We start from the raw sequence: 26,366 nt of genomic DNA on the forward strand, positions 1-26,366 counted from the left end.
TTGCTTCGCCAAGAAAGTAGGCAAAGAAGGCGACCCGGCTTCACCGGTCGGCCTGGCGGCCGACTCCCCTGCGCTGCTCGGCGGTTCAGACGGGCTATCTGGAAGCACCGAGCCTGTTCGGAAGCGACAGCGGCAATTCAACCCGCCGGCAGCTTGGCTTTGAGTGCATGGATAACACCAGTCGGTTCCGCAGGGGCTCGGTAGCCGTGCAAAGCCCGTTCCATACCGCCGAGCAGCACAGCAGCAGGCGGAGAAGTCCGGCGCGGCTGTTTGAGCCGGCGCAGCCGGCGAGTTCCGCGACGGCCGCCTGCTGCGAGCAGCGCAGGGGAGTCGGCCGCGATAGCGGACGACCGGTATGGCCGGGTCGCCTTTCTTGCCTTCTTCTTTGGCGACGCAAAGAAGAAGGTCGCCCGCCGGGGCGAGACCCGGCCAACGACACGCCAACAACGGGAACGCCTGCATATAACCAACGATCCGAAAAACCGGAGCTTCAACCCGCCGGAGAAACAACCGCGACCACAGCAAAGGCTCGGTGGCCCCCTGAAGCCCGTCTGAGCCGCCGAGCAGCGCAGTATCCGGGGCTGCTGTTTGAGCCGGCTGAGCCGGCGAGTTCAGCCCCGGAAGGCCCCGCCTGTTGCGAGCAGCGCAGGGCAGTCGGCCGCAGGCCGACCGGTGAAGCCGGGTCGCCTTCTTTGCCTACTTTCTTGGCGAAGCAAGAAAGTAGGTCGCCCGCCGGGGCGAGACCCGGCCAACGACACGTCATTAAACAGCACGCCCGAATACTCCCCGGCAAAACTCCTCCCTCAACCGCGCCAGATCCATCTCCCCGCCCACCAGCCGGGCAATCGACGCCCGCGACGATACCAGCAGCGCAATCGCGCCGATCATCGCCGCATGGGCCACCACCGGATCTGATTCGCCAAAAACCCCCTCGCGCATCGCCTCCTCCCACAGCGGCCGGTAAAACGCCAGGTTGGGCCGAATCAGACGTTCCTCGACGCAGACCGCCCGCTCGCCCTCCCCGCTCGCCTCGCGCAAGACCAGGCTGGCCAGCCGGGGGTCAGAGGCAATCTGGTCGAACAGGAATTCAACGCCCTGCCGGAGCCGCTGCGCGGCGCTTACGCCGGGGGCGTAGAGTTTTGCAGCGATTTCCGCATGAGCGGCCCGCATGCGCTCAGCGGCCTCGTCGACCACCGCCAGCCACAGCTCGGCCTTGGAGCCGAAGTAATGGGCCACCATCGACACATCGAAGCCCACGGCAAGGGCGATCGCGCGCAGGCTGGCGCCCTCGTAGCCGCTGCCTGCAAAAGCCGACATCGCCGCGGCCAGCAGCCGGTCACGGCAATCGGAATCACCGCCACGGGGGCGGCCGGGGCTGCGGAGGGGTTCCGGAATGGTCATGGGACGGAATCTTTCAAGGGCAGGAATGCGGGGCGAACGCGACAAACCACGATAACGCCAGGCTCGTCGGCAACGCAATCCAACAATCGTTGAAAATTATTGACCTCGATCAAACCTGATTCACGTCAAACACTTAACGCCGGCTTTCACGCTTGCCGATTTTTCCAACAGGTGTTGAAATACCCAAAACACCAGGACGCCAGACGCCATCGCCTGGCAATGGGTGAATTGGCAAGGAGTCATCGTGAAGCTCACCCGGATCACTCGCAGTGTCCTGTGGTGCCTGATTGGCGGGCTCGCCGCGTGCGCAACGCCGCCGGCCGACACCGCGCCGGAGGCGGTCATTCCGGCCCATTACCCCGGCCTTGAGCACAACGCGGCCGAGCGCACCGACACCGACTGGCGCAGCTTATTCACCGACCCCCACCTGCTGGCGCTGATCGACAGCGCCCTCACCCACAACCGCGACCTCAAGCTTGCCGTCGCCCGCGTCGCCGAGGTTCGCGCCCTCTACGACATCCAGCAGGCCGGCAGCCGGCCCGGCATCGATGTCATCGCCAGCGGCTCGCGCGCCCGCACCCCGGCCGATCTCTCGGTGACCGGGGCTGCCACCGTATCGGGGCAATACCGGGCCGGGGCCAATCTCAGCGCCTACGAAATCGATTTCTGGGGCCGCGTGCGCAGCCTCAACGAAGCCGCGCTGGCGCAGTTTCTGGCCAGTGACGAAGCCCGCCGGGCCTTCGAGCTGGGGCTGATCGCGCAAGTGGCCAACATTCACCTGCTGGCCCGCGAGCTGGACGAGCGCATCGTGCTGGCCCGCAAAGCCCTCGTGACCCGCGAAGAATCCTTCCGCATCATGGGGCGCCGCGCCGAGGTGGGCAGCAGTTCCAACCTCGAACTGCGCCAGGTGGAAAGCCTGCTGATCAACACCCGCGGCGAGCTGGCCGCCCTCGAACGCCAGCGCGCCCAGAACGACGCATTGCTGGCGCAACTCGTCGGCCACGCCCCGCCGCCCGGCCCCGCGCCCGCAGCGCTTGCCGCGCAGGGCCTCGAGGCACCGCTGGCGCCCGGCCTGCCGTCCGGCCTGCTCACCCGCCGCCCCGACATTCGCGCCGCCGAGCAGCGGCTCGCAGCAAGCCAAGCCAGCGTTCGCGCCGCCCGCGCCGCCTTTTTGCCCAACATCACGCTCACCGCCTTTGGCGGATCCGCCAGCGCCGAACTCGAAGGCCTGTTCCGCGGCGGCAACAGCAGCTGGAACTTCACCCCGGTGCTGCGGATGCCGCTCTTCGACGGCGGCCGCACCCGCGCCGGGCTCGAACTGGCCGAAGCGCGACAGCGCGTGGCCGTGGCCGATTACGAGGCCACCATCCAGACCGCCTTTCGCGAAGTGGCCGACGCCCTCGCCGCCCGGCAGTGGCTGACCGTGCAGGTCAGGGAGCAGCAGGCGCTGGTTGCCGCCGAAGCCGATCGCGCCCGTCTGGCCTCCCTGCGCTTCGAACGCGGGGTGAGCAATTACCTCGATGTGCTCGACGCCCAGCGCGCCCTGTTTGCCGCCGAGCAGGCGCTGGTGCAACTGCGCCGGGCGCACATGAGCAGCACCGTCAATCTCTTAAAGGCGCTCGGTGGCAACACGCCCGCCTGAGCGCAAAGGACGCACGATGAAACCCGAACACAAGACCTGGCTCACCCGCGGCGCGCTCGCCGTGGCGCTGCTTGCGGTGCTGGCCCTGGCCTGGAAGTTTGCCCGCCCGCCCGCCGACGATGGCGCCTTCGTGCGGGGTAACGGCCGCATCGAAGCCACCGAAGTGGACGTCGCCGCGAAGGCCGCCGGCCGCGTCGCCGAAATCCTCGTCAACGAGGGCGACTTCGTGAAGGCCGGTGATGTCATCGCAAAAATGGACACCCGCGCCATCGACGCCCAGCTCGCCCAGGCCCGCGCCCAGGTAGCCAACGCGCGCAGCGCCCGGCAGACCGCGCTGGCCTTGGTGGCCCAGCGCAAGGCCGACGCGGCGATGGCCGTCGCCGTGCTCACCCAGCGCCATACCGAACTCGAAGTGGCCAAAAAGACGAGCGCCCGCTCGAAAGCCCTCCTCGCCGATCGTGCCACCTCGGCCCAGCAGGCCGACGAGGATGCCGCACGGGCCAGCAATGCCGCGGCCAACGTGGCGGTGGCAGAGGCCCAGATCACCGCCAGCAAGGCGGCCATCGGCGCCGCGGAATCCCAGGTGGCGCAAACCGAAGCCGGCATCGACGCGGCCAACGCGGCGGCCGACCGCCTCAAGACCGAACTCGAGGACGGCGTGCTCAAGGCCCCGCGGGGCGGCCGCGTGCAATACCGCGTCGTGCAACCCGGCGAGGTGGTGGGCGGCGGCGGCAAGGTGGTCAGCCTGCTGGATATCGGCGACGTGTACATGACCTTCTTCCTGCCCGAAATGGCGGCTGGCCGCGTGGCGCTGGGCAGCGAGGTGCGCATCGCGCTCGACGCGGCGCGGCAGTTCGTGATTCCGGCGCAGGTTTCCTACGTGGCCAGCGTGGCCCAATTCACGCCCAAAACCGTCGAAACCCAGAGCGAACGCCAGAAAATGGTGTTTCGCGTCAAGGCGCGCATCGACCCCGAGCTGCTTAAAAAATACCCCGAACAGGTCAAAACCGGCCTGCCCGGCATGGCGCACCTGCGCCTCGATGCCCAGCGCGACTGGCCCGCCGAACTGCAGGTGAAGCTGCCGTGACACCCGCCCCGGTCATCCGCCTGGCCGGGTTGACCCACCGCTACGGCAAGGTGCTCGCGGCGGACGGGGTCGACCTCGAGCTGCCCGCCGGCTGCATGGTCGGCTTCATCGGCCCCGACGGCGTCGGCAAATCGACCTGGCTGGGCCTGATCGCCGGGGCGCGCAAGATCCAGCAGGGCACGGTAGAGGTGCTCGGCGGCGACATGGCCAGCCAGCGCCACCGCGAGGCGGTGTGCCCGCGCATTGCCTACATGCCCCAGGGCCTCGGCAAAAATCTTTACCCCACGCTGTCGGTTTTTGAAAACATCGACTTCTTCGGCCGCCTGTTCGGCCAGCCCAAAGCCGAGCGCGAGCGGCGCATCGCCGAGCTGCTCGAGGCCACCGGCCTGGCCGGGTTTGCCGATCGACCGGCGCAAAAACTCTCCGGCGGCATGAAACAGAAGCTCGGCCTGTGCTGTGCGCTGATCCACGACCCCGACCTGCTGATCCTCGACGAGCCCACCACCGGCGTCGATCCGCTGTCCCGGCGGCAGTTCTGGGATCTCATCGGGAGCATCCGCACCGACCACCCCGGTATGAGCGTGCTGGTCGCCACCGCCTACATGGAAGAGGCCGAGCAGTACGACTGGCTGGTGGCCGTGGACAGTGGCCGCGTGCTGGCCACCGGCGCACCGGCCGAACTGCGCACCCGCACCGGCGCCGCCACGCTGGAGGAAGCCTTTCTGGCGCTGCTGCCCGAAGACCGGCGCGGCGGCCACACCGGGCTGACGATCCCGCCCCTTGCCGCCGGCGAAGTGGTGATTGAGGCCAGGGGCCTGCAGATGCGCTTTGGCGACTTCATCGCCGTGGACGACGTGAACCTGCAGGTGCGGCGGGGCGAGATTTTCGGTTTTCTCGGCTCGAACGGCTGCGGCAAATCGACCACCATGAAAATGCTCACCGGCCTGTTGCCGCCCACCCAAGGCGAGGCCCGGCTGCTGGGCGAAGTGCTCGACGCCGACAACATCGAAACCCGTCGCCGCGTGGGCTACATGTCGCAGGCCTTTTCGCTGTATGGCGAGCTGTCGGTGCGGCGCAACCTCCAGCTGCACGCGCGCCTGTTCAGGCTGTCCCGGGCCGAGGGCGACGCCCGCATCCTTGAACTGGCCAAGCGCTTCGACCTGACCCCGGTGATGGACGCGCTGCCCGACGCGCTGCCGCTGGGCATCCGCCAGCGCCTGCAACTGGCGGTGGCGGTGCTGCACCAGCCCGACGTGCTGATCCTCGACGAACCCACCTCGGGCGTCGACCCCGTGGCCCGGGATCACTTCTGGGCGCTGATCATCGACCTGTCGCGCAAGGATGGCGTGACGATCTTCATCACCACCCACTTTATGAACGAGGCCCAGCGCTGCGACCGCATCTCGCTGATGCACGCCGGCCACATCCTCGCCAGCGACACCCCCGCCGCACTGGTTGCCGCACGCGGCGCGGCCAGCCTCGAAGACGCCTTCGTCGGCTACCTTGCCGAGGCCAGCGGCATCACGCTGGCCCCAAAGAGCGCCCCCACGCCCGCCGTGCCGCAGGCACCCGCAACGCCGGCCAACCCGCCATCCGGCCACATTCCCCGCTTCAGCCTCGCCCGCCTCTTCAGCTTCAGCCGGCGCGAAGCCGTAGAGCTGCGCCGCGACCCCTTTCGCCTCACCCTCGCCCTGCTCGGCACCGTTCTGCTGATGCTGGTCATGGGCTACGGCATCAGCATGGACGTGGAAAACCTCAACTACGCCGTGCTGGACCTCGACCGCAGCGCGGCCAGCGAGTCGTACACGCTGCGCATCAGCGGCTCGCGCTATTTTTCCGAGAAAGCCCCGCTGCAAAGCCACGCCGACATCGACCAGCGCATGCGCGCCGGCGAACTGGCGATGGCCCTGGAAATCCCCCACGGCTTCGGTCGCGACCTGGCCCGCGGCGCGGTGCCCGAAATCGGCGTGTGGCTGGACGGTGCCATGCCCATGCGCGCCGAAGTGGCCCGCGGCTACGTGATGGGCCTGCACGCGCAAACCCTGGCCGAAGGCGTCGCCGCGGCCACCGGCAGCCGCAGCGCCGGCCTCGGCGACGTCGCCGTGCGCTACCGCTACAACCCCGAAATGCGCAGCCTCGTGGCGATGGTGCCGGCGGTCATCCCCATGCTGCTGGTGTTCATCCCGGCCATGCTCACCGCCCTGGGGGTGGTCCGCGAAAAGGAGATGGGCTCCATCCTCAATGTTTACACCACGCCGGTCACCAAGCTTGAATTCCTGCTCGGCAAGCAGTTGCCCTACATCGGCTTGTCGCTGCTCAACTTCGTGCTGCTCTTCGTGCTTGCGATCACGCTGTTCAACGTGCCTTTCAAGGGCAGCCTCGCGGCCCTGTGCCTTGGCGCGCTGCTGTACGTCACCGCCACCACCGGGCTCGGGCTGCTGATGTCGACGGTGACCGAAAGCCAGGTCGCCGCGATGGTCGGCACCTCGATCGGCACGCTGCTGCCGGCGATCCAGTTTTCCGGCATGCTCGACCCGGTGTCGTCGCTGGAAGGCGTCGGCGCCTGGGTCGGCATGGCCTACCCGACCACCCATTTCCTCACGATTTGCCGCGGCACCTTCTCCAAGGCGCTGGGCTTTGCCGATCTGGGCAGCGCGTTCATTCCGCTCCTGATCGCCATTCCGGTACTCACCCTGGCTTCGGCGCTGCTGCTCAACAAGCAGGCACGCTGAAAAAGGATCGATCATGGGCCGGCACAGCAGCCACCTCCACAACACCTGGCACCTGGGCATCAAGGAGTTTCACAGCCTGCTGGGCGACCCGACGATGCTGTTCCTGATCCTCTTCATGTTCAGCGTGGCCATTTATTCCGACGCCCACTCCAAGCCCGAAAGCCTGCACCGGGCCTCGATTGCGGTGGTGGACGAAGACCGCTCGCAGTTGTCCGGCCGCATCCTCGACGCACTCCAGCCGCCCCAGTTCATCCCGCCGGTGCACGTAGGCCTGGCCGACATGGACAAGGGCATGGACGCCGGTCTCCACACTTTCGTGCTCGACATTCCGCCCAACTTCCAGCGCGACGTGCTGGCCGGCCGCGCGCCCTCCATCCAGCTCAACGTGGACGCCACCCGCCAGAGCCAGGCGCAAACCGGCACCGGCTACATCCAGAGCATCATCAACGACGAGATCCGCGCCTTTGCCGCCCGCTACCGGGCGGCCGCGCCGGCGCCGGTCAAGCTGGTGCCGCGCAGCCTGTTCAACCCCAACCTCAACGCTTCGTGGTTTGCCGCCATCACCGCCCTCATCAACAACGTCACCCAGCTGGGCATCCTGCTCACCGGCGCAGCCCTGATTCGCGAGCGCGAGCACGGCACCATCGAACACCTGCTGGTGATGCCGGTCACGCCGCTGGAAATCATGCTCTCCAAGGTGTGGTCGATGGGCGTGGTGGTGCTGATTGCCTCGTCCCTGTCGCTGCAGTTCATGGTCAAGGGCGCGCTCGGCGTCACGGTGGACGGCTCGGCCGTGCTGTTCGGGCTGGGCACCCTGCTCTACCTCTTCGCGGCCGCCTCGATCGGCATCTACATGGGCACCCTGGCGCGCAACATGCCGCAGTTCGGGCTGATGTCCATCCTCGTGCTCCTGCCGCTGCAGATTCTCTCGGGCGCCCTCACCCCCCGCGAGAGCATGCCCGACATGGTGCGCTGGCTGATGTCCTTCGCCCCCACCACCCATTACGTCAGCCTGGCCCAGGCGGTGCTGTTCCGCAACGCCGGCCTCGACGTGGTGTGGCCCCAGTTCCTGATGGTGGCAGCGATCGGCGCGGTCTTCTTCGCCCTCGCCCACCAACGCCTGCGTCGCACCATCAGCACGATGCAGGGCTGACCCGCCACGCGACATCCCGATTGAGGAGAAACTGCACATGAGCACGCGCAAACCCGGGGCAAAAACGCCTTCCACCACTGCCCTCACCCCCGCCAGCAAGATCGCTCCCGCGCGCGCATCAGCGCCGCCGGCCCCTGCCGCAACCACCGAAATTCCGCGGCCCCGCAACCCCCTCGACGTGCGCTTCCAGGCCGCTGTCGCGCGCGCCACGATGTCGGTGTCGCCGGTCTCGCTGCTGCTCGCCACGGTGGACTGGGCCGGCCATCTCGCCGGCTCGCCGGGCAAGCAGCTCGAACTGGCCAGGCTCGCCCAGGATCAGGCACGCCGCCTCGCCGAATACGCCGGCGCACTCGCCCTTTCCAGGCCGGATTGCCCCGCCCAGCAGTGCGTCGAGCCGCCCGCCCAGGACAAACGCTTTGCCGCCGACGAGTGGAAGCGCTGGCCCTTCAACCTGATGCACCAGTCCTTCCTGCTTGCCGAGGAATGGTGGCAGGCCGCCACCACCGGCATCTCCGGCGTATCCGCCCACCACGAGCAGGTGGTTTCGTTCGCCGCCCGGCAACTGCTCGACGTGCTCTCGCCCGGCAACTACCTGCCGACCAACCCGGTCGTGCTGCAACGCACGTTGGCCGCCGGCGGACTCAACCTGCTGAAGGGCATGAGCAACGCGGCCCACGACATCGCCGGTCTCGCCAGCGGCAACCCGCCGGCCGGTGCGGAAGAATTCGTGGTCGGCCGCGACGTAGCGGTCACGCCGGGCAAGGTGGTGCTCAAAACCCGCCTGATGGAACTGATCCAGTACTCGCCGAGCACCGCAAAAGTGCGCTCCGAGCCGGTTCTGATCGTGCCGGCGTGGATCATGAAGTACTACATCCTCGATCTGTCGCCCCACAACTCGCTGATCAGATACCTGGTCGGCCAGGGCTACACGGTGTTCTGCATCTCGTGGAAGAACCCCGGCCGCGACGAAGCCACCCTCGGCATGGACGACTACCTCCAGCTCGGCTTTTTTGCCGCGCTCGACGCGATCGACGCCATCGTGCCCGGCCGCAAGGTGCACGCCACCGGCTACTGCCTCGGCGGCACCCTGCTCGCCATCGCCAATGCCGCCATGGCCCGCGACGGCGACCCGCGGCTGGCCTCCATGAGCCTGTTCTGCGCGCAAACCGACTTCACCGAACCGGGCGAACTGGCACTGTTCATCGACGAAGGCGAAGTCAGCCTGCTGGAAGCGCAAATGGAGGAAACCGGCTATCTCACCGCCGGGCAGATGGCCGGCGCCTTCCAGCTGCTGCGCTCCTACGACCTGATGTGGTCGCGCATGGTGGGCGAATACCTGATGGGCGAGCGCGCCCCGATGAACGATCTGATGGCCTGGAACGCCGACACCACCCGCATGCCGGCCCGCATGCACAGCCAGTACCTGCGCCAGCTCTTTCTCAACGACGCGCTCAGCGAAGGGCGTTACCGCGTTGGCGGCAAACCGGTATCGCTCACCGACATCCACACCCCGAGCTTCTGCGTGGCCACGCTCACCGACCACGTGGCACCGTGGCGCTCGGTGCACAAGCTGCACTACCTCGTTACCGGCGAGGTGCACTTCGTTCTCACCAGCGGCGGCCACAACGCCGGCATCGTCAGCGAACCCGGCCGGCCGCACCGCCACTACCAGGCTCTGCAACGACCGGCCGGCGGCAATTACGTGCCCCCCGAAGAATGGCTGGCCATCGCTCCCCGCAGCGAAGGTTCGTGGTGGCCGGAATGGACGGCCTGGCTGGCCGCGCACTCCGGCAGGCCCGTCGCACCCCCGCCCCTGGGCACCCCTCGCTACCCGGCCCACGCCGACGCGCCGGGCAGCTACGTGCTCGAAAAGTAATCCGCCAACGCCGTTTCAGCGCGCCCCGCAGGCCGCCGCGGGGCGCAGCGGCGCTTCGCGGATCGGCAGGTTCACCAGCGCCGCCGCAGCCGCCAGCGCAATGTCGGCGTACCACATCCAGTCGTAGTTGCCGAACTCCACCAGCGCCAGCCCGCCCAGCCAGGCACCAAAAAATGCGCCGGTCTGGTGCGACAGCAGCGTGAGGCCGAACAGGGTGCCCAGGTAGCGCAAGCCGAAAAGCTTGCCGACCAGCCCGGCCGTGGGCGGCACGGTGGCCAGCCAGGTAAGGCCGAGCCCGATGGAAAAGGCATAAAAAGTAAGATCGGTTTTCGGCGCCACGAGGTAGAGGCCCACCAGCACCGCCCGCGAGCCGTACATCCAGAACAGCAGCCATTTCATGCGGTAGCGCTGGCCCAGAATCCCGGCGCTGATGCTGCCGACGATGTTGGCAAGGCCGATCAGCGCCAGCGAGGTGGCCGACACGCTGGCCGGCAGACCGCACAAATCCACCGCCCCCGGCAGGTGGGTGACCAGAAAGGCGATGTGAAAGCCGCAGGTGAAAAAGCCGGCGTGCAGACACCAGTAGCTGCGATCCTTGAAGGCGATACGCAGTTGCTCGCCCATTCCAACGCTGACCGCCGCGCCGCCCGCCGGGTGCTCGGCCTTGTGGCGCAGCGGCCACGAAAGCGGAAGCGTCAGCAGCGTCATTGCCGCCAGGCCGAACAATGCCGTCATCCAGCCATAGGCGCCGATCATGAACTGGGACAGCGGCGCAAACACGAATTGCCCGAAAGAGCCGCCGGCATTGATGAAGCCCGACGCGAAGGCCCGCTTGTCGGCCGGCAGGCGTTGCGACACGGCACCCAGCAAGATCGAGAAGCTGCCCGCGCCCGCGCCGGCGGCAACCATGATGCCAAGGCATAGCGTGAGCGTGAATTCGCTGGTGGCAAAAGGCGTGAGCGCCAGCCCGAGCGCCATCAGCAGCGCACCGCCGAAGAGCGAACCGGCCGGCCCGTAGCGGTCGGCCACGGCCCCGAAGATCGGCTGGGAGGCGCCCCATACAAACTGCGACACCGCCAGCGCGAAGCTGATGCCGGCAATGCCGATGCCGGTGGCGGTGTTCATCGGCGAAACATACAGGCCCAGCGACAGTCGCACGCCGACGGTGACCATCAGTACTGCGGAGGCGGCGAGGATCAGCGGCCAGTACGAAGAGGCCGGAGGCCGGGAGGGCGCCGGGATGCCGGCTGAAACGGGAGGCGTGGGGTGCGACATGGCTCTGTGCTGCGGATGCGGGCGAAATCGGCCGGCCAGCATCCGCCAGAAGCCCTGCCGGGTCAATCAGGGCTTGTGGGTACGCAGCAGCGCCAGGGCGTTGGAAAAGTCATAGTCATCGAGAGCCTGCTCGAAGCGCACGGCATTGGCACCCAGGCCTGCCCTGAGCAGCCCGCCCGACTCGCGGGCCACGCGCATCACGGCCACGTCGCCCTCGGCCAGCATGGTCTCGAGCCGGCCAAGCAGTTCGGCCACACGCTGCATGTCAGGGGCCGGGTCTTCCACCGGCAGGGCCTCTTCGGGTAACTGCAGGATGGCCGTCACGGTAGCGGCCAGGGCCCCGGCCACGGCCTCGAGGCGCGTGTCGATGGTGGCCGCATCGAGTTCCTCGCGGATCGCGGCCTCGAGCTCGGCCGCCGCCTCCTGAACCCCGACCGCGCCGATCATGCCCGACACGCCCTTGAGGGAATGGGCCAGGCGGCGCAGCTCCGGCATGTTGCCGGCGGCCAGTTCGGCGCGGATGCGATCGGCGTCGCCGGCGTGGCCTTCGGCGTACTTGCGCAACAGACGCAGGTAATTGGGAATTCGCCCGCGCAGGTTCTTGAGCCCGTAAGCCACGTCCAGCCCCGGTATCTGGTCGAGCTGCGTGCGGATGTCAGGCGCGGCGACCTGCACCGCTTCGGCGGGAGGCGCCGGCTCGGCGCCAGCCGGGGCATCGGCCTGCGGCAGCCATTGCAGCATCTTGGAGTAGAGCATCGCCGGATCGACCGGCTTGGGCAGATGATCGTTCATTCCGGCTTCCAGGCAGCGTTGTCGGTCTTCGCCAAAGGCATTGGCAGTCATGGCAATAATGGATACCCGGGCATGCCCCCGGCGGCGAATCTCGCGCGTGGCCTCGAGGCCGTCCATCACGGGCATCTGCATGTCCATCAGGATCAGGCCGTAGGGACTTTCGCCACCCGGGCCAGGCGCGCCGAGCGCCTCGACAGCCTGTGCCCCGTTCTCGGCGAGATCCACCCTCAAGCCTACGCCCTCCAGCAAGGAGAGGGCGACCTCCTGATTGACCGGGCTGTCTTCAACGAGAAGTATGCGGGCGCCCCGGTGCTCCCGGGCCAGCACGGCTTCGCCGGGCAGTTCAAGGATGGCGGACGGTGCCGGCACCTCCGCGCGGTTCAGGCAGGCCCGGATCGCAGCGCCCAGGCTCGACAGGATCACCGGCTTGGCCAGCACCCCGGCTGCGCCGCTTTGCTGCGCGCGCTCCTGCTGGCGCAGATCGTCGCCGGAGGTCAGGAGAATCCAGCGGGGCGGGGTCATCAAGTCGAGCTGGCCGAGACGCTGTGCCGTCTGCACGCTATCCATCACCGCCATGCCGGCATCCAGCAGCACAAAGTCGAAGGGGTCGCCGTTCTGCTCGGCGTTCTTCACTTCGACGAGCGCGGCAGGGCCCGATTCGCAGCTCACGACACGCACGCCGAGGGTGGTGAGCATGGCCCCCACGGCCTGGCGGGCGGCCGAGACATCGTCCACCAGCAGCACATGCAGGGCCGGCAGGGGCTGGGTGCGCCACGCGCCCCGCGCGCCCCTGGCCAGGCGCACGGTCAGCCAGAAGTTGCTGCCCCGGCCCAATTCGCTTTCGACGCCGGCCTGCCCCCCCATCAGGCGGGCCAGGTGGCTGGTGATCGCAAGACCAAGGCCGGTGCCGCCAAAGCGGCGGGTGGTCGAGCTGTCGGCCTGCTCGAAGGGCACGAAGAGCCGGGCCCGGGTGTCCTCGTCGATGCCGATGCCGGTGTCGATCACCTCGAAGCGCAGCATGACGGAATCGGCATTTTCGTCTTCGGTGCGGGCGCGCAGCAGAATCACGCCGGCATCGGTGAACTTCACCGCGTTGCCCAGGTAATTGACGAGCATCTGGCCAAGGCGGGTCGCATCGCCACACAGCCGGTCGGGCACTTCATCCACATCGACAACCACCTCCAGGCCTTTCTGGCAGGCCCGGTCGGCGACCAGCGCGCAGGCTTTGCGGACTACGTCCTCGAGCCGGAAATTCACCTCGTCGAGGGTCAGCTTGCCGGCCTCGATCTTCGAGAGATCGAGGATGTCGTTGATGATCGTCAGCAGGTGCCCGGCCGCGTCGCTCGCCTTCTGGAGGCGACCCTGGGCTTCCTCGTCCGCCACGCTGCGGCGCAGCAGGTGGATCATGCCGATGATGGCATTCATCGGCGTGCGGATCTCATGGCTCATGTTGGCGAGGAAGGCACTCTTCGCCCGGTTGGCCGCGTCGGATTGCTCCTTGGCGATTTCCAGCTCGGCCGAACGCTGGGACAACACCAGGTTGGCCTGCTCGAGCTGGCCGGTCCGCTCGGCCACGCGCAGCTCCAGCTGATCCCGGTAGCGGGCCAGCTCGGCGTCCACCTGTTTGCGCTCGGTGATGTCCTCCTGCACGCTCAGGTAGTGGGAAACACGCCCGTCGGGCTGAACGATGGGGCAAATGCGGGAGAACTCCACCATCAGCCTGCCGTCCCGCCGCCGGTTGATGAATTCGCCCTCCCAGGCCTCGCCGGCCTTGAGGGCCGCCCACAGCGCCTGGTAGGTGGCCGCTGGCGTCTGGCCCGATTTGAGGAAGCCCGCCCGCTTGCCGACCACCTCTTCGACGGGGTAGCCGCTGCGCTCGACGAAGGCGCGGTTGACGTATTCAATCGTCCCTTCGGTATTCGTGATGATGACGCTCACCGGGCTCTGCTCCACTGCCAGCGACAGCTTGAGCAACTGCTCGGCAGCACGGCGCTTTTCGTCGATGTCACGCCATATACCCGCCAGATAGCTGCGCCCCCGGATCTCGATGGCCCGGTAACTCAGCTCCACCTGGCGCAGGGAGCCGTCCGCACGCCGGTGGATGCTGTCGAAGTTGCGTGTCTCGCCACGGGTTTCGATGCTGCGCAGCAGCGCTTCCAGTTCTTCAGGCGAGAGCCCGCCCTGGATGTCCTGCACGGTCAGGCGGGCGAACTCCTCGCGGGAGTAACCCAGGCTGTGGCAGGCCGCATCGTTGAACTCGGTGAAACGCCGGCTTTGCATGTCGAGCAGGACAATCCCGTCCGTCGCCTGATTGACGATGGCGCTGTAGATTTCTTCGCGCTCGCGCAGCGCCTCCTCGTCGCGGCGCAAGGCCGTCACGTCGCGGGCGATACCGAAGACGCCCGCCACCTTTCCGTCGGGCCCGTGCAGCGGCCCCTTGGTGACACTGAAGGTGCGGCGCCCGGCAGGGGTGCTCAGCACCTCCTCGTAGGTCATGACGGCATTGGCGGCCATCACGGCCAGGTCGGTCTGGCGGGCATAGGCCGCCTCGTCCGGCGCGAGCAAGTGCGCGTCGTCGCGGCCGATCAGATCCTCGACGCCGATCCCGCTCAGGCGCGAGACTTCACGGCTCACGAAAAGGTAACGCCCGTCCACATCCTTCACGAAGATCGAATCGGTCGAACCCTCCGCAATCGCATCGAGCAGCTGCAACTCACGCAGCTGCCTGCCCTGGGCCTCCTCGCGCCGGTGAGCCTGCGCCAGTTCGCGGCGCATCATGATCAGCACCCCCGCAACGCAAAACGCGAACAGCGCAAAAACCGACGCCAGGATGATCCACAAAATCAAGCCGCGGGACGCCTCGCGGATTTCGTCCTGGTCGATCTTGACCACCATCAGCCAGTCGGTGCCGGGAATCTGCCGCCCCACACCGACGATGGGCATCCCCCGGTAATCCAGGGCCTCAAAGGCGCGGCCAGCCCGCTCCGGGTGCTCGGCGAGCATCACGCTGAACGCGTCGCGACGACTGAGCGGAATGCGCTCGCTGAGCGGCGGGCCGGGCCGGTGGCGCAGGGGCGAGATGAACAGCAGATCGCCGCCATCGCGCCGGAACAGCAGGGTTTCGGCGGTGCGGCTGGGCACCGGCCAGGTATTGAGGTAATCGAACAGAAACAGGGCCGGATTGGCCTGCAGCACCAGGGCCAGTGGCGGAACCCCGGGCCGGGTGGCCATCGGCACCACGAAATCGAGGTGCACCGGGTCGTTCAGGCGCCCCGCGACATCCCGGTAAAAACTCGTTTCCACCACCTGCCCCTCCCTGATGGCGCGGCGAACCGCGTCCATCAGGATGAGGCCCGGCACGAAACGCTCGCCCGTTGTCAGCAGTTGCTGGCCCTCGCCGTCCACCAGCGCCACACGACCGTAGTGGTAGGCGCTGCGCACGGAATCAAGGGCCGCAAGCACGCCGGCCCGCGCCTCCTCGTCGTGGTCCCGCCGCCACTTTTCGTGCAGGGCGGAGAGGCCGGAATTGCCGGCCACCGCGCGGGCATCGGCCCGCCTTTCATCGAGCCACTGGGAGAGCTGCCCGGATTTCAGGTCGGCAATCGCCTCCAGGCGTCGAAACTCCTGGGTATTGCGTTCACGCAGCGTGAACACCGCGCTGTCGTAAGCCAGCGCAACAACACCCAGAGCGAACAATACAAAGGGCAGCACGAGGGCACGTACCCCCGCCCCCCGACGCGCGGAGGGTGCAGACATGCCGCCGGGCATCTGGCGGTGCAGCAGGGCCCACAGCAGCAAGGACGTGACTGCAACAAAAACCCAGCCCTTCAAGGTGCTGGCAGCCGCAATGGAATCCGGATCGGACAGCCACACACTTACCAGGCTGTCCGAAAACAGGATCCAGCCCGAGGCAAACACGGCATACACGAGAACAACACGCGCAATCCGGAGGTTCATGCACGCCCCCCTGCCTTCCGCAGCACGACCGCCGCCGCACACCAGCCGGTCGGCAAGCCTTCGCAAGCGAAAATGAAGAATTCGAAAGTCACCTGTAAGGAGTTCGGTAGGTAAAACTGCAGAAAAAACAGACTATTTGCGCGAGGACACAGCTTGGCAACTTATCGACGCCGCAGGCGGCTTCTTTAGTGCAGACACCTGCAGGGTGTGAAATAGTTGGGCCACTGCGGCACCTTTCAAACCCCGCCCCGCCCGCCATGAGCAGACCCAGCCGGGCTAAACTTCCCGCCACGCGCCAGTCACCCGCCCCAACCCGACGCCCCCAGATGCTGCCTGCACTCACGCCCACTTTGCGCCAGCTGCTCCCCCGCCTGCTGCCCTTCCTTGCCTGGCGCCGCCAGCTCGACGCAGCCACCTTGCGCACCGATCTGCTGGCCGGCTTCACGGTGGCGCTGGTGGCCGTTCCGCAGGCCCTCGCCTACGCCCAGCTCGCCGGCCTGCCGGCCTACGTGGGGCTTTACGCGTCGCTCTTGCCCAGCATCGTCGGCGCCCTGTGGGGCTCGTCGGCGCAGCTCAATACCGGCCCGGTGGCCCTCACCAGCCTGCTCACGGCCAGCGCCCTGTCACCCCTGGCCCTGCCCGGCTCCGAAACCTGGCTGATGCTGGCCGTGCAGCTCGCGCTGCTGGCCGGCATCCTGCAAGTGGCCTTTGGCGCGTTGCGTCTGGCCCACTTTGCCGACCTCCTTTCGCACCCGGTGCTGCACGGCTTCATCAACGCCTGCTCGCTGCTGATCTGCGCCGCCCAGTTGCCCACCCTGCTCGGAGTGGGCGCGGCGGGCCAGCGGCCGTTCATCGAGGCGATCGTCGACCTGGCCCTCGCGCTGCCCGACATCCACCTGCCCTCTGCCGCGCTGGGCGGCGCCGCCATCGTGCTGCTCGCCGCCCAGCGCCGCTACCTGCCGCGCTGGCCGGGCGTGCTGATCGTCGTCGCGGCGCTCAGCAGCGTGGCCTGGCTTACCGGCTTCGAGGCCGACGGCGGGCGGGTGGTCGGCACGCTGCCGGAGCAGGTCTTCGCGTTTGCCCTGCCCCGCGCCGACTGGGCCCAGACCACCGATCTGCTGCCCGCCGCCTTCGTGCTCGCGCTGGTCAGCTTCATCGAAGCCATGTCGAGCTGCAAACTCGCCTCGGCGCGCACCGGCCAGCGCTGGAACGGTAACCAGGAACTCATCGGCCAGGGCCTCGCCAAGCTCACCGCCGCCGCCTGCCAGGCCTACCCCGTGAGCGGCTCCTTCGGGCGCTCGGCCTTTCTGCTCAATGCTGGCGCCCGCACCGGGCTGGCCTCGGTGGTGGGCGCGCTGGTGGTGCTGGCCGCGCTGCTTGCCGTGCCGGGCCCGATCGCCCACATCCCGCGCCCGGTGCTGGCCGCGGTCATCCTGGTCACGGTTGCCGGCCTGCTGTCGGTGCATCCGCTGCGCGACGCCTGGCGCAGCGGCCGCGACGACGGTCTCGCCGGCAGCGTGTGCTTCGTGGCCACGCTGGCCTTCGCGCCACGGGTCGAGATCGGCATCCTCGCCGGCCTGCTGCTGTCGCTGGCGCTGCTGATCTATCGCAGCATGAAACCCCGCGTCGCCCTGCTCGGCCGCCACCCGGACGGCACCTGGCGTGACGCCGAACGCTTCGGGCTGGCCCCGGCCCACCCGCAACTGTCCATCCTGCGCTTCGACGGCCCGCTGCATTTCGTCAACGCGGCCACCTTCGAAGACGCCGTGCTGGCCACCTGCCGGGACCACCCGCAAACCCGCACCCTGCTGCTCTCCTGCGCCGGCATCAACGCCATCGACGCCAGCGGCATCGACGCCCTGCGCCGCATCAACCGCCAGCTTGAAGCCGACGGCCGGCTGCTCGCCTGCTGCGGCCTCAAGAAGCAGGTCATCGACGTGATGGAGCGCACCGGCCTGTGGCCCCACCTCGTCCCCCACGCCGGCTACCGCACCGAAGACGATGCCCTGCAGCAGCTCCTGCCCCCTCTCGGTGGCATCGGCGCAGCCCCGCCGGTGCGCCGCGGGCTGGAGTGGTAGCGGGCGGCGCGCCTTTGTTGACCTGGATCGTTGTTCTCGCAGAATCACAGGCAGATACTTTGTTTCATCCCGCTTTTCGGCTTTGACAATAAAACAGCACAGGGAGCAAGCATGACACCCACCTCGGTCAGCGACATCCGCAACCTCAGCCTGCTGGGCCAGTCCGGCAGCGGCAAAACCACCCTGCTGGAAAAACTCCTCGCCACCGCCGGCGCCATCGGTGCAGCCGGTTCGGTTGAAAAAGGCGACACCGTCAGCGACTACGACCCACAAGAAAAAGCCTTCGGTCACTCCCTCAACAGCGCCCTCGCCCACCTCGAATGGGCCGAACACTGGGTCAATGTTCTCGACACCCCGGGCCTGCCCGACTTTCTCGGCCGTGCGCTGGCCACGCTGCCCGCGGTCGAAACCGCCGTCGTCGTCATCAACGCCGCGGCCGGCGTCGAAACCGTCACCCGCAAGGCCATGGACGCCGCGGCCGGCAAGTGCCGCATGCTCGTCGTCAATCGCATCGACGCACCGGGCGTGGATTTTGCCGCCCTGATGGAACGCATCACCGCCAGCTTCGGCAAGGAATGCCTGCCGATCAACCTGCCCACCGCCGGCGGCGCCGGCGTCATCGACTGCTTCTTCAAGCCCGACTACGCCGCCGCAGCGGCCTTCTCCAGCGTGCGCGACGCCCACGACCGCATCGTCGATCAGGTCGTAGAGGTGGACGAAGAACTCATGGCGCTCTACCTCGAACAGGGCGAATCCCTCCAGCCCGAACAGCTCCACGACCCTTTTGAGCAAGCCCTGCGCGAAGGCCACCTGATCCCCGTGTGCTTCACCTCGGCCCGCAGCGGCGCCGGCATCACCGAGCTGCTCGACATCATGGGCCGCCTGCTGCCCGACCCGACCGAAGGCAACCCGCCGCAATTCCTCAAGGGCGAAGGCCCCGCCGCCGAATCGGTCAGCGCCACCACCGACGCCGACAAGCACGTCATCGCCCACGTCTTCCAGGTCAGCAACGACCCCTTCCGCGGCAAGCTCGGCCTGTTCCGCATCCACCAGGGCAGCGTCACGCCCAACAGCCAGCTGTTCATCGGCGACGCCCGCAAGCCCTTCAAGGTCGGCCACCTGCTGCGCGTGCAGGGCAAGAACCAGACCGAGATCGACATCGGCATTCCCGGCGACATCTGCGCCGTGGCGCGGGTCGATGACATCCACCGCGACGCCGTGCTCCACGACTCCCACGACGAAGACCACTTCCACCTGGTGCCCCCCGGCTACCCGCAGGCCGTCTTCGGTCTGGCACTGCTGCCCGAAAAGCACGGTGACGAGCAAAAGCTCTCCGAAGCCCTCCACCGCCTCCTCGACGAAGACCCCTGCCTCAGCGTCGAGCACGACGCCCAGGCCAAGGAAACCGTGCTCCGCGGCCTTGGCGAAGTGCATCTCAAGGTCGCCCTCGACGCCCTCAAAACCCGCTGGAACCTCAGCCTCGGCACCCGCCCGCCGGCAATCCCCTACCGCGAAACCATCGCCGGCAGCGCCGAAGCCCGCTACCGCCACAAAAAGCAGAGCGGTGGCGCCGGCCAGTTTGGCGAAGTCGCGCTGCGCGTCGAAACCCTGGAACGGGGCGCCGGCCTCGCCCTGGCCGACGAGGTGAAGGGCGGCACGATTCCCTTCAACTTCATGCCGGCCGTCGAAAAGGGCGTGCGCCAAGCCATCGCCGAAGGCGTCATGGCCGGCTTTCCGCTGCAGGATCTGAAGGTGACGGTTTTCGACGGCAAGCATCACGCCGTCGACTCCAACGAAATCTCCTTCGTCACCGCCGCCCGCCACGCCGTTCAGGAAGCCGTTCAGGGCGCCCGGCCGATCGTGCTGGAGCCGCTGGTCACGCTCACCGTGCGCATCGCCGACGAGCACTTTGGCGGCATCAGCGCCGAACTCTCGGGCCGCCGCGGCCGCGTGACCGGCACCGACAGCCCGCAACCCGGCTGGACCGAAATCACCAGCCAGATCCCGATGGCCGAGATGGACGGCTTCGAGTCCCGCCTCAAGTCCATCAGCGGTGGCGACGGCAGTTGCAGCATCGCCTTCAGCCACTACGAACCGGCCCCGATGGATGTGCAGCAGCGCCTCGCCCGGGAGCACGCGGGCAAGCGCAGCGGCGACCAGCAGTAGGCTTGAACCGGGGAGAGATGGGGGTTGCCCCCCCGGTGCCCCCGGAATGCACGTCTGGCAAACAAAAGCCGTTTCCCTGGATGAACTCCGGGGAAGCGGCTTTGTGCCGTAAAAGCCGCCCGGCTCTAATTCAGATACATCGACAACTGCCGCCGCGCGTTCATCACCGCGCGCATATCCGGGCACAGCGAAAACCACTCCACCAGGCGCGCCCGCGCCGTGGCACGCGCCTCCGCCTTGTCGCGCAACACCACCTCGAGCAGCGCATCGAAAGCCTCGGGCCACGCATTTTTCTGGGCCAGCGCCCCGGCCAGCGCCAGACGCGCTTCGAAATCCTGCGGATCCGCCGCGATGCGCTCGCAAAGGGCCGCCTCGTCCACCTCACCCGCGCCTTGGGCCAGATCCAGCCGGGCCTTCAGCTTGAGCCAGTTCTCGTCCCGCTGCCGCAGCTCAACCGAATCCAGCCCTGCCGCGGCGTAATCGACGAGATTGGCATCGAGCAATGCAGCGCAAAGATCGAGCACGATCTCCAGCCGGCCACCGGACAACTGCTCGGCCTGGCGCAACATCTCGGCCCGCTGCAACGGATCGGCGATGTCGGCCGCCGTGCGGCGCAGCTCTTCGGCCTCGTCCGGCAAGTGGGCTTCGAGAAAAGCGCGCACCTGGCCTTCGGGCAGCGCGCCGGTGAATTCATCCACCACCTGGCCGCCGACAAACAGCTTTACCGCGGGAATGCTGCGCACCGCGTAGCGGGCCGACACATCCTGCGCCTCGTCGGAGTTGAGTTTGGCCAGCTCGAAGCGCCCGCCGTATTCATCGGCCAGTTTTTCGAGCATCGGCTTGAGCGTGCGGCACGGCCCGCACCAGGGCGCCCAGAAATCCACCAGCACCGGCACCTCGTGGGAGCGGGCGACGACGGCGGCGTCGAAATCGGGTTCCGTGACATCAAAGGAATAGCTCATGGGCGCACCCGTGAAAAAGAGGAAAGGGCAGGATTATTACCGATATAACACGCCAATCCGGCGCAACCCGGAGCCACTGCCCAAAAATGAGGCGGCGCACAAAAACCCTTACGGATCAGGCGCCTCGGCCCTCACCCCACAGCTTACCCACAGGCTTGACCACGGCCAGCGGGGATAAGCCGAAGGCGCGTCAGGCGCCCACCGGCCGGCTGCCCTGCAGCGCCAGCCAGCCGCGCACCACCCGGTAGCCAACCCACAGGCCGAGTCCGGGGATCATCAGCCACGCGGCGATGGGGATGCCGATGATGGTGAGCATCACCAGCCCGGCGATCAGCAGCCACAGCCAGGTGAACCAGAAGGTGCGGATCTGCCAGCGAAAATGGCTTTCCAGCCAGGTGCCGGCCACTTCGCGGCGCTTGATGTAATTGAGCACCACCGCAACCAGCGACGGAAAGCCAAAAACGAAACCGCCCACCACCGTGGCCGCCGACGACGTGACGCCGATCACCACCGCGATGGCGTGCAGGCCGTAGATGACGTGGGTCCAGCGCACCAGCGACGGATCGACCTCATGCCCGCCGGAAAGGGTTGGAATGCTGCTCATGCGAATCGCTCCTTGAATGGCGGGCAACGCAGGCTGCGCTACCTCGGCCGGCTGTCCCAGATTTTTTGCAGGCGTTTCACCGAGACCGGCATCGGCGTTCTCAGCTCCTGCGCAAACAAGCCTACGCGCAGTTCTTCGAGAAGCCAGCGGAATTCCTCCAGTTGCGGGTCGGTGACGCCGGCCTTGGCCTTGGCGAGCCATTCGCGCTCGAAGGGCTGGGCGAGGCTCTTCCAGTCTGCCATGAGCTGGGCATCGCGAGCGGGGTTGGTGCGCAGCTTGTCGATGCGCACCGTCACGCCCTTGAGATAACGCGGAATCTGCGCAATGCGCTCGTAGGGCAGCGCCACCAGGAAGTTCTTCGGCATCAGCCTGGCCGCCTGGGCGTTGATGTCGGCCACCACGTCGGGGAAGGTCTTGAGGCCGGCGACGCGCTTGACCATCAGCGCGTGCTCGGTGATCAACTGGCCGGTGAGGCGCATCAGCTCCTGGGCCACCAGCGTGATGCGCGGCTTGGCCTCCTGGCAACGTCTGGCAAAGGCATCGGCGTCGGTGGGCAGGGGTTCGAGCAGGCAGCAGCGCTCCAGCGTGGCGGTCACCAGCTGGGCCTTGAGTTCGGCCTCGGTGCCGTAGTTGATGAAAGCGAGCGCCAGATCGCGGATGCCCGGCAGCTTCTCGATGGACTTGACCTGGGCCGACAGCTCCAGCGCAAACAAGCGCGCGAGGCCGCCCCGATGCACCCTGGCCGCCTCTTCCGGCGTGTCGTAGGGGCGCAGCGAAACGCTGGCGCCGTCGTCGTGCAGCGCGGGAAAACCCACGATCTCGCGGCCGGCGACCTTCACCTCCAGCAGCTCCGGCAGGGCCCCGAAAGTCCAGCCCGTAAAGCCGCCCAGCTGGGCGGCCGGCGCTTCGGGCGCCCTGGCAGCGGCCTTGCCCTCCGGCGCGCCTTTTTTGGGCGCAGGCGCTTCGGCCGGAACGATCTTGGCGGCCTGAAAGCGCGCCGCCACCTGGTCGCGGAAGCGCGCCCGCAGCTCGGCCAGATTGCGCGACTGGCCCAGCACGCGGCCATGCTCGTCCTGCACGCGGAAGTTCATGAAGCAGTGCGGGTTGAGATTTTCGGCCCGGAAGCTCTCCATCGGCAGCTTGAGCGACACCCGCACTTCCACAAAGCGCTGCAGCGCCTTGATCAGCGGATCGTCCGGATCGAACTCGCCCGCTTCGAATTTCGTCATGAAATCGGCGGCGCTCTCGCTCATTGGCTGCAGGCGGTGGCGGTGCCTGGGCGGCACGGTCTTGAGCAGCGCGACAACCTTCTCTTCCAGCAGGCCGGGCACCAGCCATTCACAGCGGTTGGCCGGAATCTGGTTGAGCATGGCCAGCGGAACGGTCAGCGTCACGCCGTCGTCGGATTCGCCCGGCGCGTGCAGGTAGGCCAGCTTGAGCTTCTGGCCCAGCACTTCGAAGCTGGACGGAAAACGATCGGTGGTGATGCCTTCCGCGTCGTGGCGCATCAGCTGGTCGCGGGTCAGCTGCAGGGTTTTGGGCGCGGCCTTTTCGGCGTCCTTGCGCCACGCCTCGAAGCTGGCCACATCGAGCACTTCGGGCGGCAGCTTGGCATCGTAAAAAGCGTAGATCAGCTCTTCATCCACCAGCACGTCGGGCCGGCGGGATTTGTGCTCCAGCCGCTCGATTTCGGCCACCAGCCGCCGGTTATGGGCCAGAAAGGCCATGCCGCGGGCCGGGCCTTCGGCAATCTCGCCCTGCACCAGGCCTTCACGGATGAACAGTTCGCGGCACAAATCGGGGTCGATCTCACGGTAGCTCACGCCGCGGCGCGGATACACCGTGAGCCCGTACAGCGTGCCCCGCTCCCAGGCCCGCACGGCGCCGCTGGCCTTGGACCAGTGCGGCTCGGAGACCTGCCGCTTGAGCAGGTGCCCGCCCACATCCTCCAGCCATTCCGGCTCGATGCGGGCAAGGCAGCGGCCGAACAGCCGGGACGTATCCACCAGTTCGGCGCACATGATCCACTTGCCGGCCTTTTTGGCGATGCTGGAGCCCGGATGCGGCCAGAACTTGATGCCGCGGGCGCCCAGGTAACTGCCGGCGGCCGGGCCGGTGGCGTCTTCGATCTTGCAGCCCACGTGGCCCATCAGGCCGGTGAGCAGCGCCTTGTGGATGGCCTCGAAAGCGGCCGGTTTGTCGTTTTCCTTCCAGCCGTGCTCGGCGCACAGCACGTGCAGCTGGGCATACACGTCGCGCCATTCGCGCAGGCGCAGCCACGACAGGAAGTGCGTCTTGCACCAGGCCTTCTGTTTGCTCGATGTTTCGTGGCGCTGGACTTCCTCCCAGGCCCGCCAGAGATTCCAGAACCACAGAAACTCGGATTTCTGCTCTTCTTCCGGGCCGCGAAAGCGGGCGTGAGCCTGGTCGGCGGCGGCCTGGCGTTCGGGCGGGCGCTCCCGCGGGTCCTGCGTCGACAGCGCGGCGGCAATCACCAGCACTTCGGACAGGCTGCCCCGGTCACGCGCGGCAAGAATCATGCGGCCGATCTTCGGGTCGAGGGGCAGGCGGGCGAGTTCGCGGCCAATCGGCGTGAGGCTCATCGCCGTGGCGCCTTCCACCTCATCGACCGCGCCGAGCTCGGCCAGCAGCTGGTAGCCGTCGGCCACCATGCGCGGCAGCGGCGCGTCGATGAAGGGGAAGTCGGCCACTTCGCCGAGCTTGAGCGACTTCATGCGCAGGATCACGCCGGCCAGCGACGAGCGCAGGATTTCCGGGTCGGTGTGCTCCGGGCGCTTGTTGAAGTCGTCCTCGTCGTAGAGCCGGAAGCACACGCCATCGCTCACCCGGCCGCAACGGCCGGCGCGCTGGCGGGCCGCCGACTGGGCGATCTTCTCGATCTGCAACTGCTCCACCTTGTTGCGGTGGGAATAACGCTTGAGCCGCGCCAGGCCCGTATCGACCACGTAGCGAATGCCGGGCACGGTGAGCGAGGTTTCGGCCACGTTGGTGGCCAGCACCACGCGGCGGCCCTTCGACGGGGCGAAAACCCGCGCCTGATCGGCGGCCGACTGGCGGGCGAACAGCGCCAGCACCTCGGTTCCGGCGGCGTGATGGGCCTTGCGCAGGGCTTCGGCGGCTTCGCGGATTTCGCGCTCGCCGGGCAAGAACACCAGCACGTCGCCGGGGCCGCTGCGGTGGGCTTCATCGACCGCATCCACCAGCGCGTCGTAAAGATCGCGGTCGGGGCCCCGACTGTCCTGGCGCGGCGTGGGCGCGCCCGCGGGCGGCTCGGCGCGCTCCACCGGGCGGTAGCGCATCTCGATGGGGTAGAGCCGGCCCGAGACTTCGATCACCGGCGCGGGCTTTTCGGCGGTGCCGAAATGGCGCGCAAAGCGCTCGGCGTCCAGCGTGGCGGAAGTGACGATCACCTTCAGATCCGGCCGCTTGGCGAGCAGCTGGCGCAGGTAGCCCAGCAAGAAGTCGATGTTGAGGCTGCGCTCGTGGGCTTCGTCGATGATCAGCGTGTCGTAGGCCGACAGCAGCGGGTCGCCCTGGGTTTCGGCCAGCAGGATGCCGTCGGTCATCAGCTTGACGTAGGTTTGCGGGCCGGCGCGATCGGTAAAGCGGATCTTGAAGCCCACCGCCGTGCCGAGTTCGGTTTTCAGCTCCTGGGCGATGCGGGTGGCGGTGGCACGGGCGGCGATCCGCCGCGGCTGGGTGTGGCCGATCAGGCCGGCGACGCCACGGCCCAGATCAAGGCAGATCTTGGGCAGCTGGGTGGTTTTGCCCGAGCCGGTTTCACCGCAAACGATGACCACCTGGTTGTCGCGGATGGCCGCCGCGATTTCGTCCCGGCGCTGGTTGACCGGCAGATCGGGCGGAAAATCCGGCCGCGGCCGAGCTTCGGCACGGGCGATGAGCTTCGCCGCGGAATCGGCAATGCGCAGGCGCAGGGCTTCCGGCAGCTCCGCCAGCGCACGCGGGCGCTTGGGCAACCGGCGCAAATCGCGGTAGAGGCCGGCACGATCGGCCGACAGGCACTGTTCGAGCAGGAGGTAAGGGTCTTGGGGATCGTTGCGATCACGCCGGTCGTGCGGAGAAGCCATCGGGATTACTGCGAAGAAAACGGGAGAAAAATCAGGCGCGCAGGCTGTGGACAGTCCACATGCCCAGCGCGGTCATGCCCAGCGAACCGCCGAGGTGCACTGCGGCCGCCCCGGCTGCCCAGGCGTAGCGGGCGGTGTTGATCAGATGCACGACCTCGGCCGAGAAGGACGAAAAGGTGGTCAGGCCGCCCAGAAAGCCGGTCACGACAAACAGCCGGACTTCCGGCGGAATCTCGGGACGCGTCGCAAAAAAGGCCACCGCCACGCCGATCAGGTAGCCGCCCAGCAGGTTCGCCCCAAGGGTACCAAGGGGCAGATGAGCCAGCAGCGGGTTGAGCCGCAGCCCCAGCCACCAGCGCAGCCAGGCGCCCAGCGCGGCACCGATACCGATGGCGACGAAGGCGAGGACGGGAAAGTGGTGGGCGTTATCGGACATGGGGCCGCATTTTACTCTGCCCGCCCCGCCGCTGCCCGACCGCAACAATCCCTAAAGGACAAGCCTCTCCCGCCGATAGGCTTCGAGCAGGGCCAA

At 67.6% G+C, this 26,366-nt stretch carries 14 protein-coding genes; 7 read left to right on the forward strand and 7 right to left on the reverse strand.

Features of this window, described 5'->3' with window-relative positions; translation table 11 throughout:
• Positions 1-762: 762 nt before the first annotated feature.
• Complete coding sequence (locus tag Q1W26_RS01730; RefSeq protein ID WP_300435046.1) at positions 763-1,401, reverse strand: TetR/AcrR family transcriptional regulator; 639 nt, start codon at positions 1,399-1,401, stop codon at positions 763-765.
• A 244-nt stretch (positions 1,402-1,645) separates the two neighbouring features.
• On the opposite strand from Q1W26_RS01730, the gene Q1W26_RS01735 reads away from it, so the two are divergent.
• The 5 genes from Q1W26_RS01735 to Q1W26_RS01755 are packed head-to-tail and all read left to right on the forward strand — an operon-like array spanning position 1,646 to position 9,891.
• Positions 1,646-3,043, forward strand: a complete 1,398-nt coding sequence (locus tag Q1W26_RS01735) for an efflux transporter outer membrane subunit (protein ID WP_300435048.1) — start codon at positions 1,646-1,648, stop codon at positions 3,041-3,043.
• A gap of 16 nt (positions 3,044-3,059) precedes the next feature.
• A complete protein-coding gene (locus Q1W26_RS01740; protein ID WP_300435051.1) occupies positions 3,060-4,130 on the forward strand; it encodes an HlyD family efflux transporter periplasmic adaptor subunit in 1,071 nt (356 codons plus the stop codon).
• Positions 4,127-6,862 (forward strand): ribosome-associated ATPase/putative transporter RbbA, encoded by a 2,736-nt coding sequence (gene rbbA / locus Q1W26_RS01745; RefSeq protein WP_300435054.1) that lies wholly within the window; start codon positions 4,127-4,129, stop codon positions 6,860-6,862. The genes Q1W26_RS01740 and rbbA overlap by 4 nt, the downstream gene beginning before the upstream one ends.
• A gap of 13 nt (positions 6,863-6,875) precedes the next feature.
• Positions 6,876-8,015 (forward strand): ABC transporter permease, encoded by a 1,140-nt coding sequence (locus Q1W26_RS01750; RefSeq protein ID WP_300435057.1) that lies wholly within the window; start codon positions 6,876-6,878, stop codon positions 8,013-8,015.
• 37 nt (positions 8,016-8,052) lie between these two features.
• Complete coding sequence (locus Q1W26_RS01755; protein ID WP_300435059.1) at positions 8,053-9,891, forward strand: alpha/beta fold hydrolase; 1,839 nt, start codon at positions 8,053-8,055, stop codon at positions 9,889-9,891.
• 15 nt (positions 9,892-9,906) lie between these two features.
• Here the strand turns inward: Q1W26_RS01755 and Q1W26_RS01760 are convergent, their stop codons facing one another.
• Both Q1W26_RS01760 and Q1W26_RS01765 read right to left on the reverse strand, forming a co-directional pair.
• Entirely contained in the window at positions 9,907-11,064 is a 1,158-nt protein-coding gene (locus Q1W26_RS01760; protein WP_300435168.1) for an MFS transporter, read from the reverse strand.
• Positions 11,065-11,232: 168 nt separating this feature from the next.
• A complete protein-coding gene (locus Q1W26_RS01765) occupies positions 11,233-15,915 on the reverse strand; it encodes a PAS domain S-box protein (RefSeq protein WP_300435061.1) in 4,683 nt (1,560 codons plus the stop codon).
• Between the two features lie 326 nt (positions 15,916-16,241).
• Between Q1W26_RS01765 and Q1W26_RS01770 the strand changes: the two genes are divergently transcribed.
• Together Q1W26_RS01770 and fusA are read left to right on the forward strand one after the other, a co-directional pair.
• Positions 16,242-17,993, forward strand: a complete 1,752-nt coding sequence (locus Q1W26_RS01770; RefSeq protein ID WP_300435063.1) for a SulP family inorganic anion transporter — start codon at positions 16,242-16,244, stop codon at positions 17,991-17,993.
• A gap of 111 nt (positions 17,994-18,104) precedes the next feature.
• Positions 18,105-20,159, forward strand: coding sequence for an elongation factor G (gene fusA / locus Q1W26_RS01775; RefSeq protein WP_300435066.1), 2,055 nt, complete (start codon positions 18,105-18,107; stop codon positions 20,157-20,159).
• A 125-nt stretch (positions 20,160-20,284) separates the two neighbouring features.
• Here fusA and trxA read toward each other — a convergent pair whose 3' ends face one another.
• The 4 genes from trxA to crcB all read right to left on the reverse strand — a co-directional run bounded on the left by trxA (position 20,285) and on the right by crcB (position 26,270).
• Positions 20,285-21,121: a thioredoxin gene (trxA, locus tag Q1W26_RS01780; protein WP_300435069.1), complete on the reverse strand. Its 837-nt coding sequence runs from the start codon at positions 21,119-21,121 to the stop codon at positions 20,285-20,287.
• Between the two features lie 190 nt (positions 21,122-21,311).
• Positions 21,312-21,725: a hypothetical protein gene (locus tag Q1W26_RS01785; protein WP_300435072.1), complete on the reverse strand. Its 414-nt coding sequence runs from the start codon at positions 21,723-21,725 to the stop codon at positions 21,312-21,314.
• Between the two features lie 38 nt (positions 21,726-21,763).
• Positions 21,764-25,834, reverse strand: a complete 4,071-nt coding sequence (gene hrpA / locus Q1W26_RS01790) for an ATP-dependent RNA helicase HrpA (RefSeq protein ID WP_300435075.1) — start codon at positions 25,832-25,834, stop codon at positions 21,764-21,766.
• Positions 25,835-25,865: 31 nt separating this feature from the next.
• Positions 25,866-26,270 carry a fluoride efflux transporter CrcB gene (crcB, locus tag Q1W26_RS01795; protein ID WP_300435078.1) on the reverse strand — a complete coding sequence of 135 codons (405 nt, stop codon included), beginning with the start codon at positions 26,268-26,270 and terminating at the stop codon, positions 25,866-25,868.
• Between the last annotated feature and the right edge of the window lie 96 nt (positions 26,271-26,366).

It is taken from the genome of Zoogloea sp., from assembly GCF_030157465.1.
Classification (GTDB): domain Bacteria; phylum Pseudomonadota; class Gammaproteobacteria; order Burkholderiales; family Rhodocyclaceae; genus Zoogloea.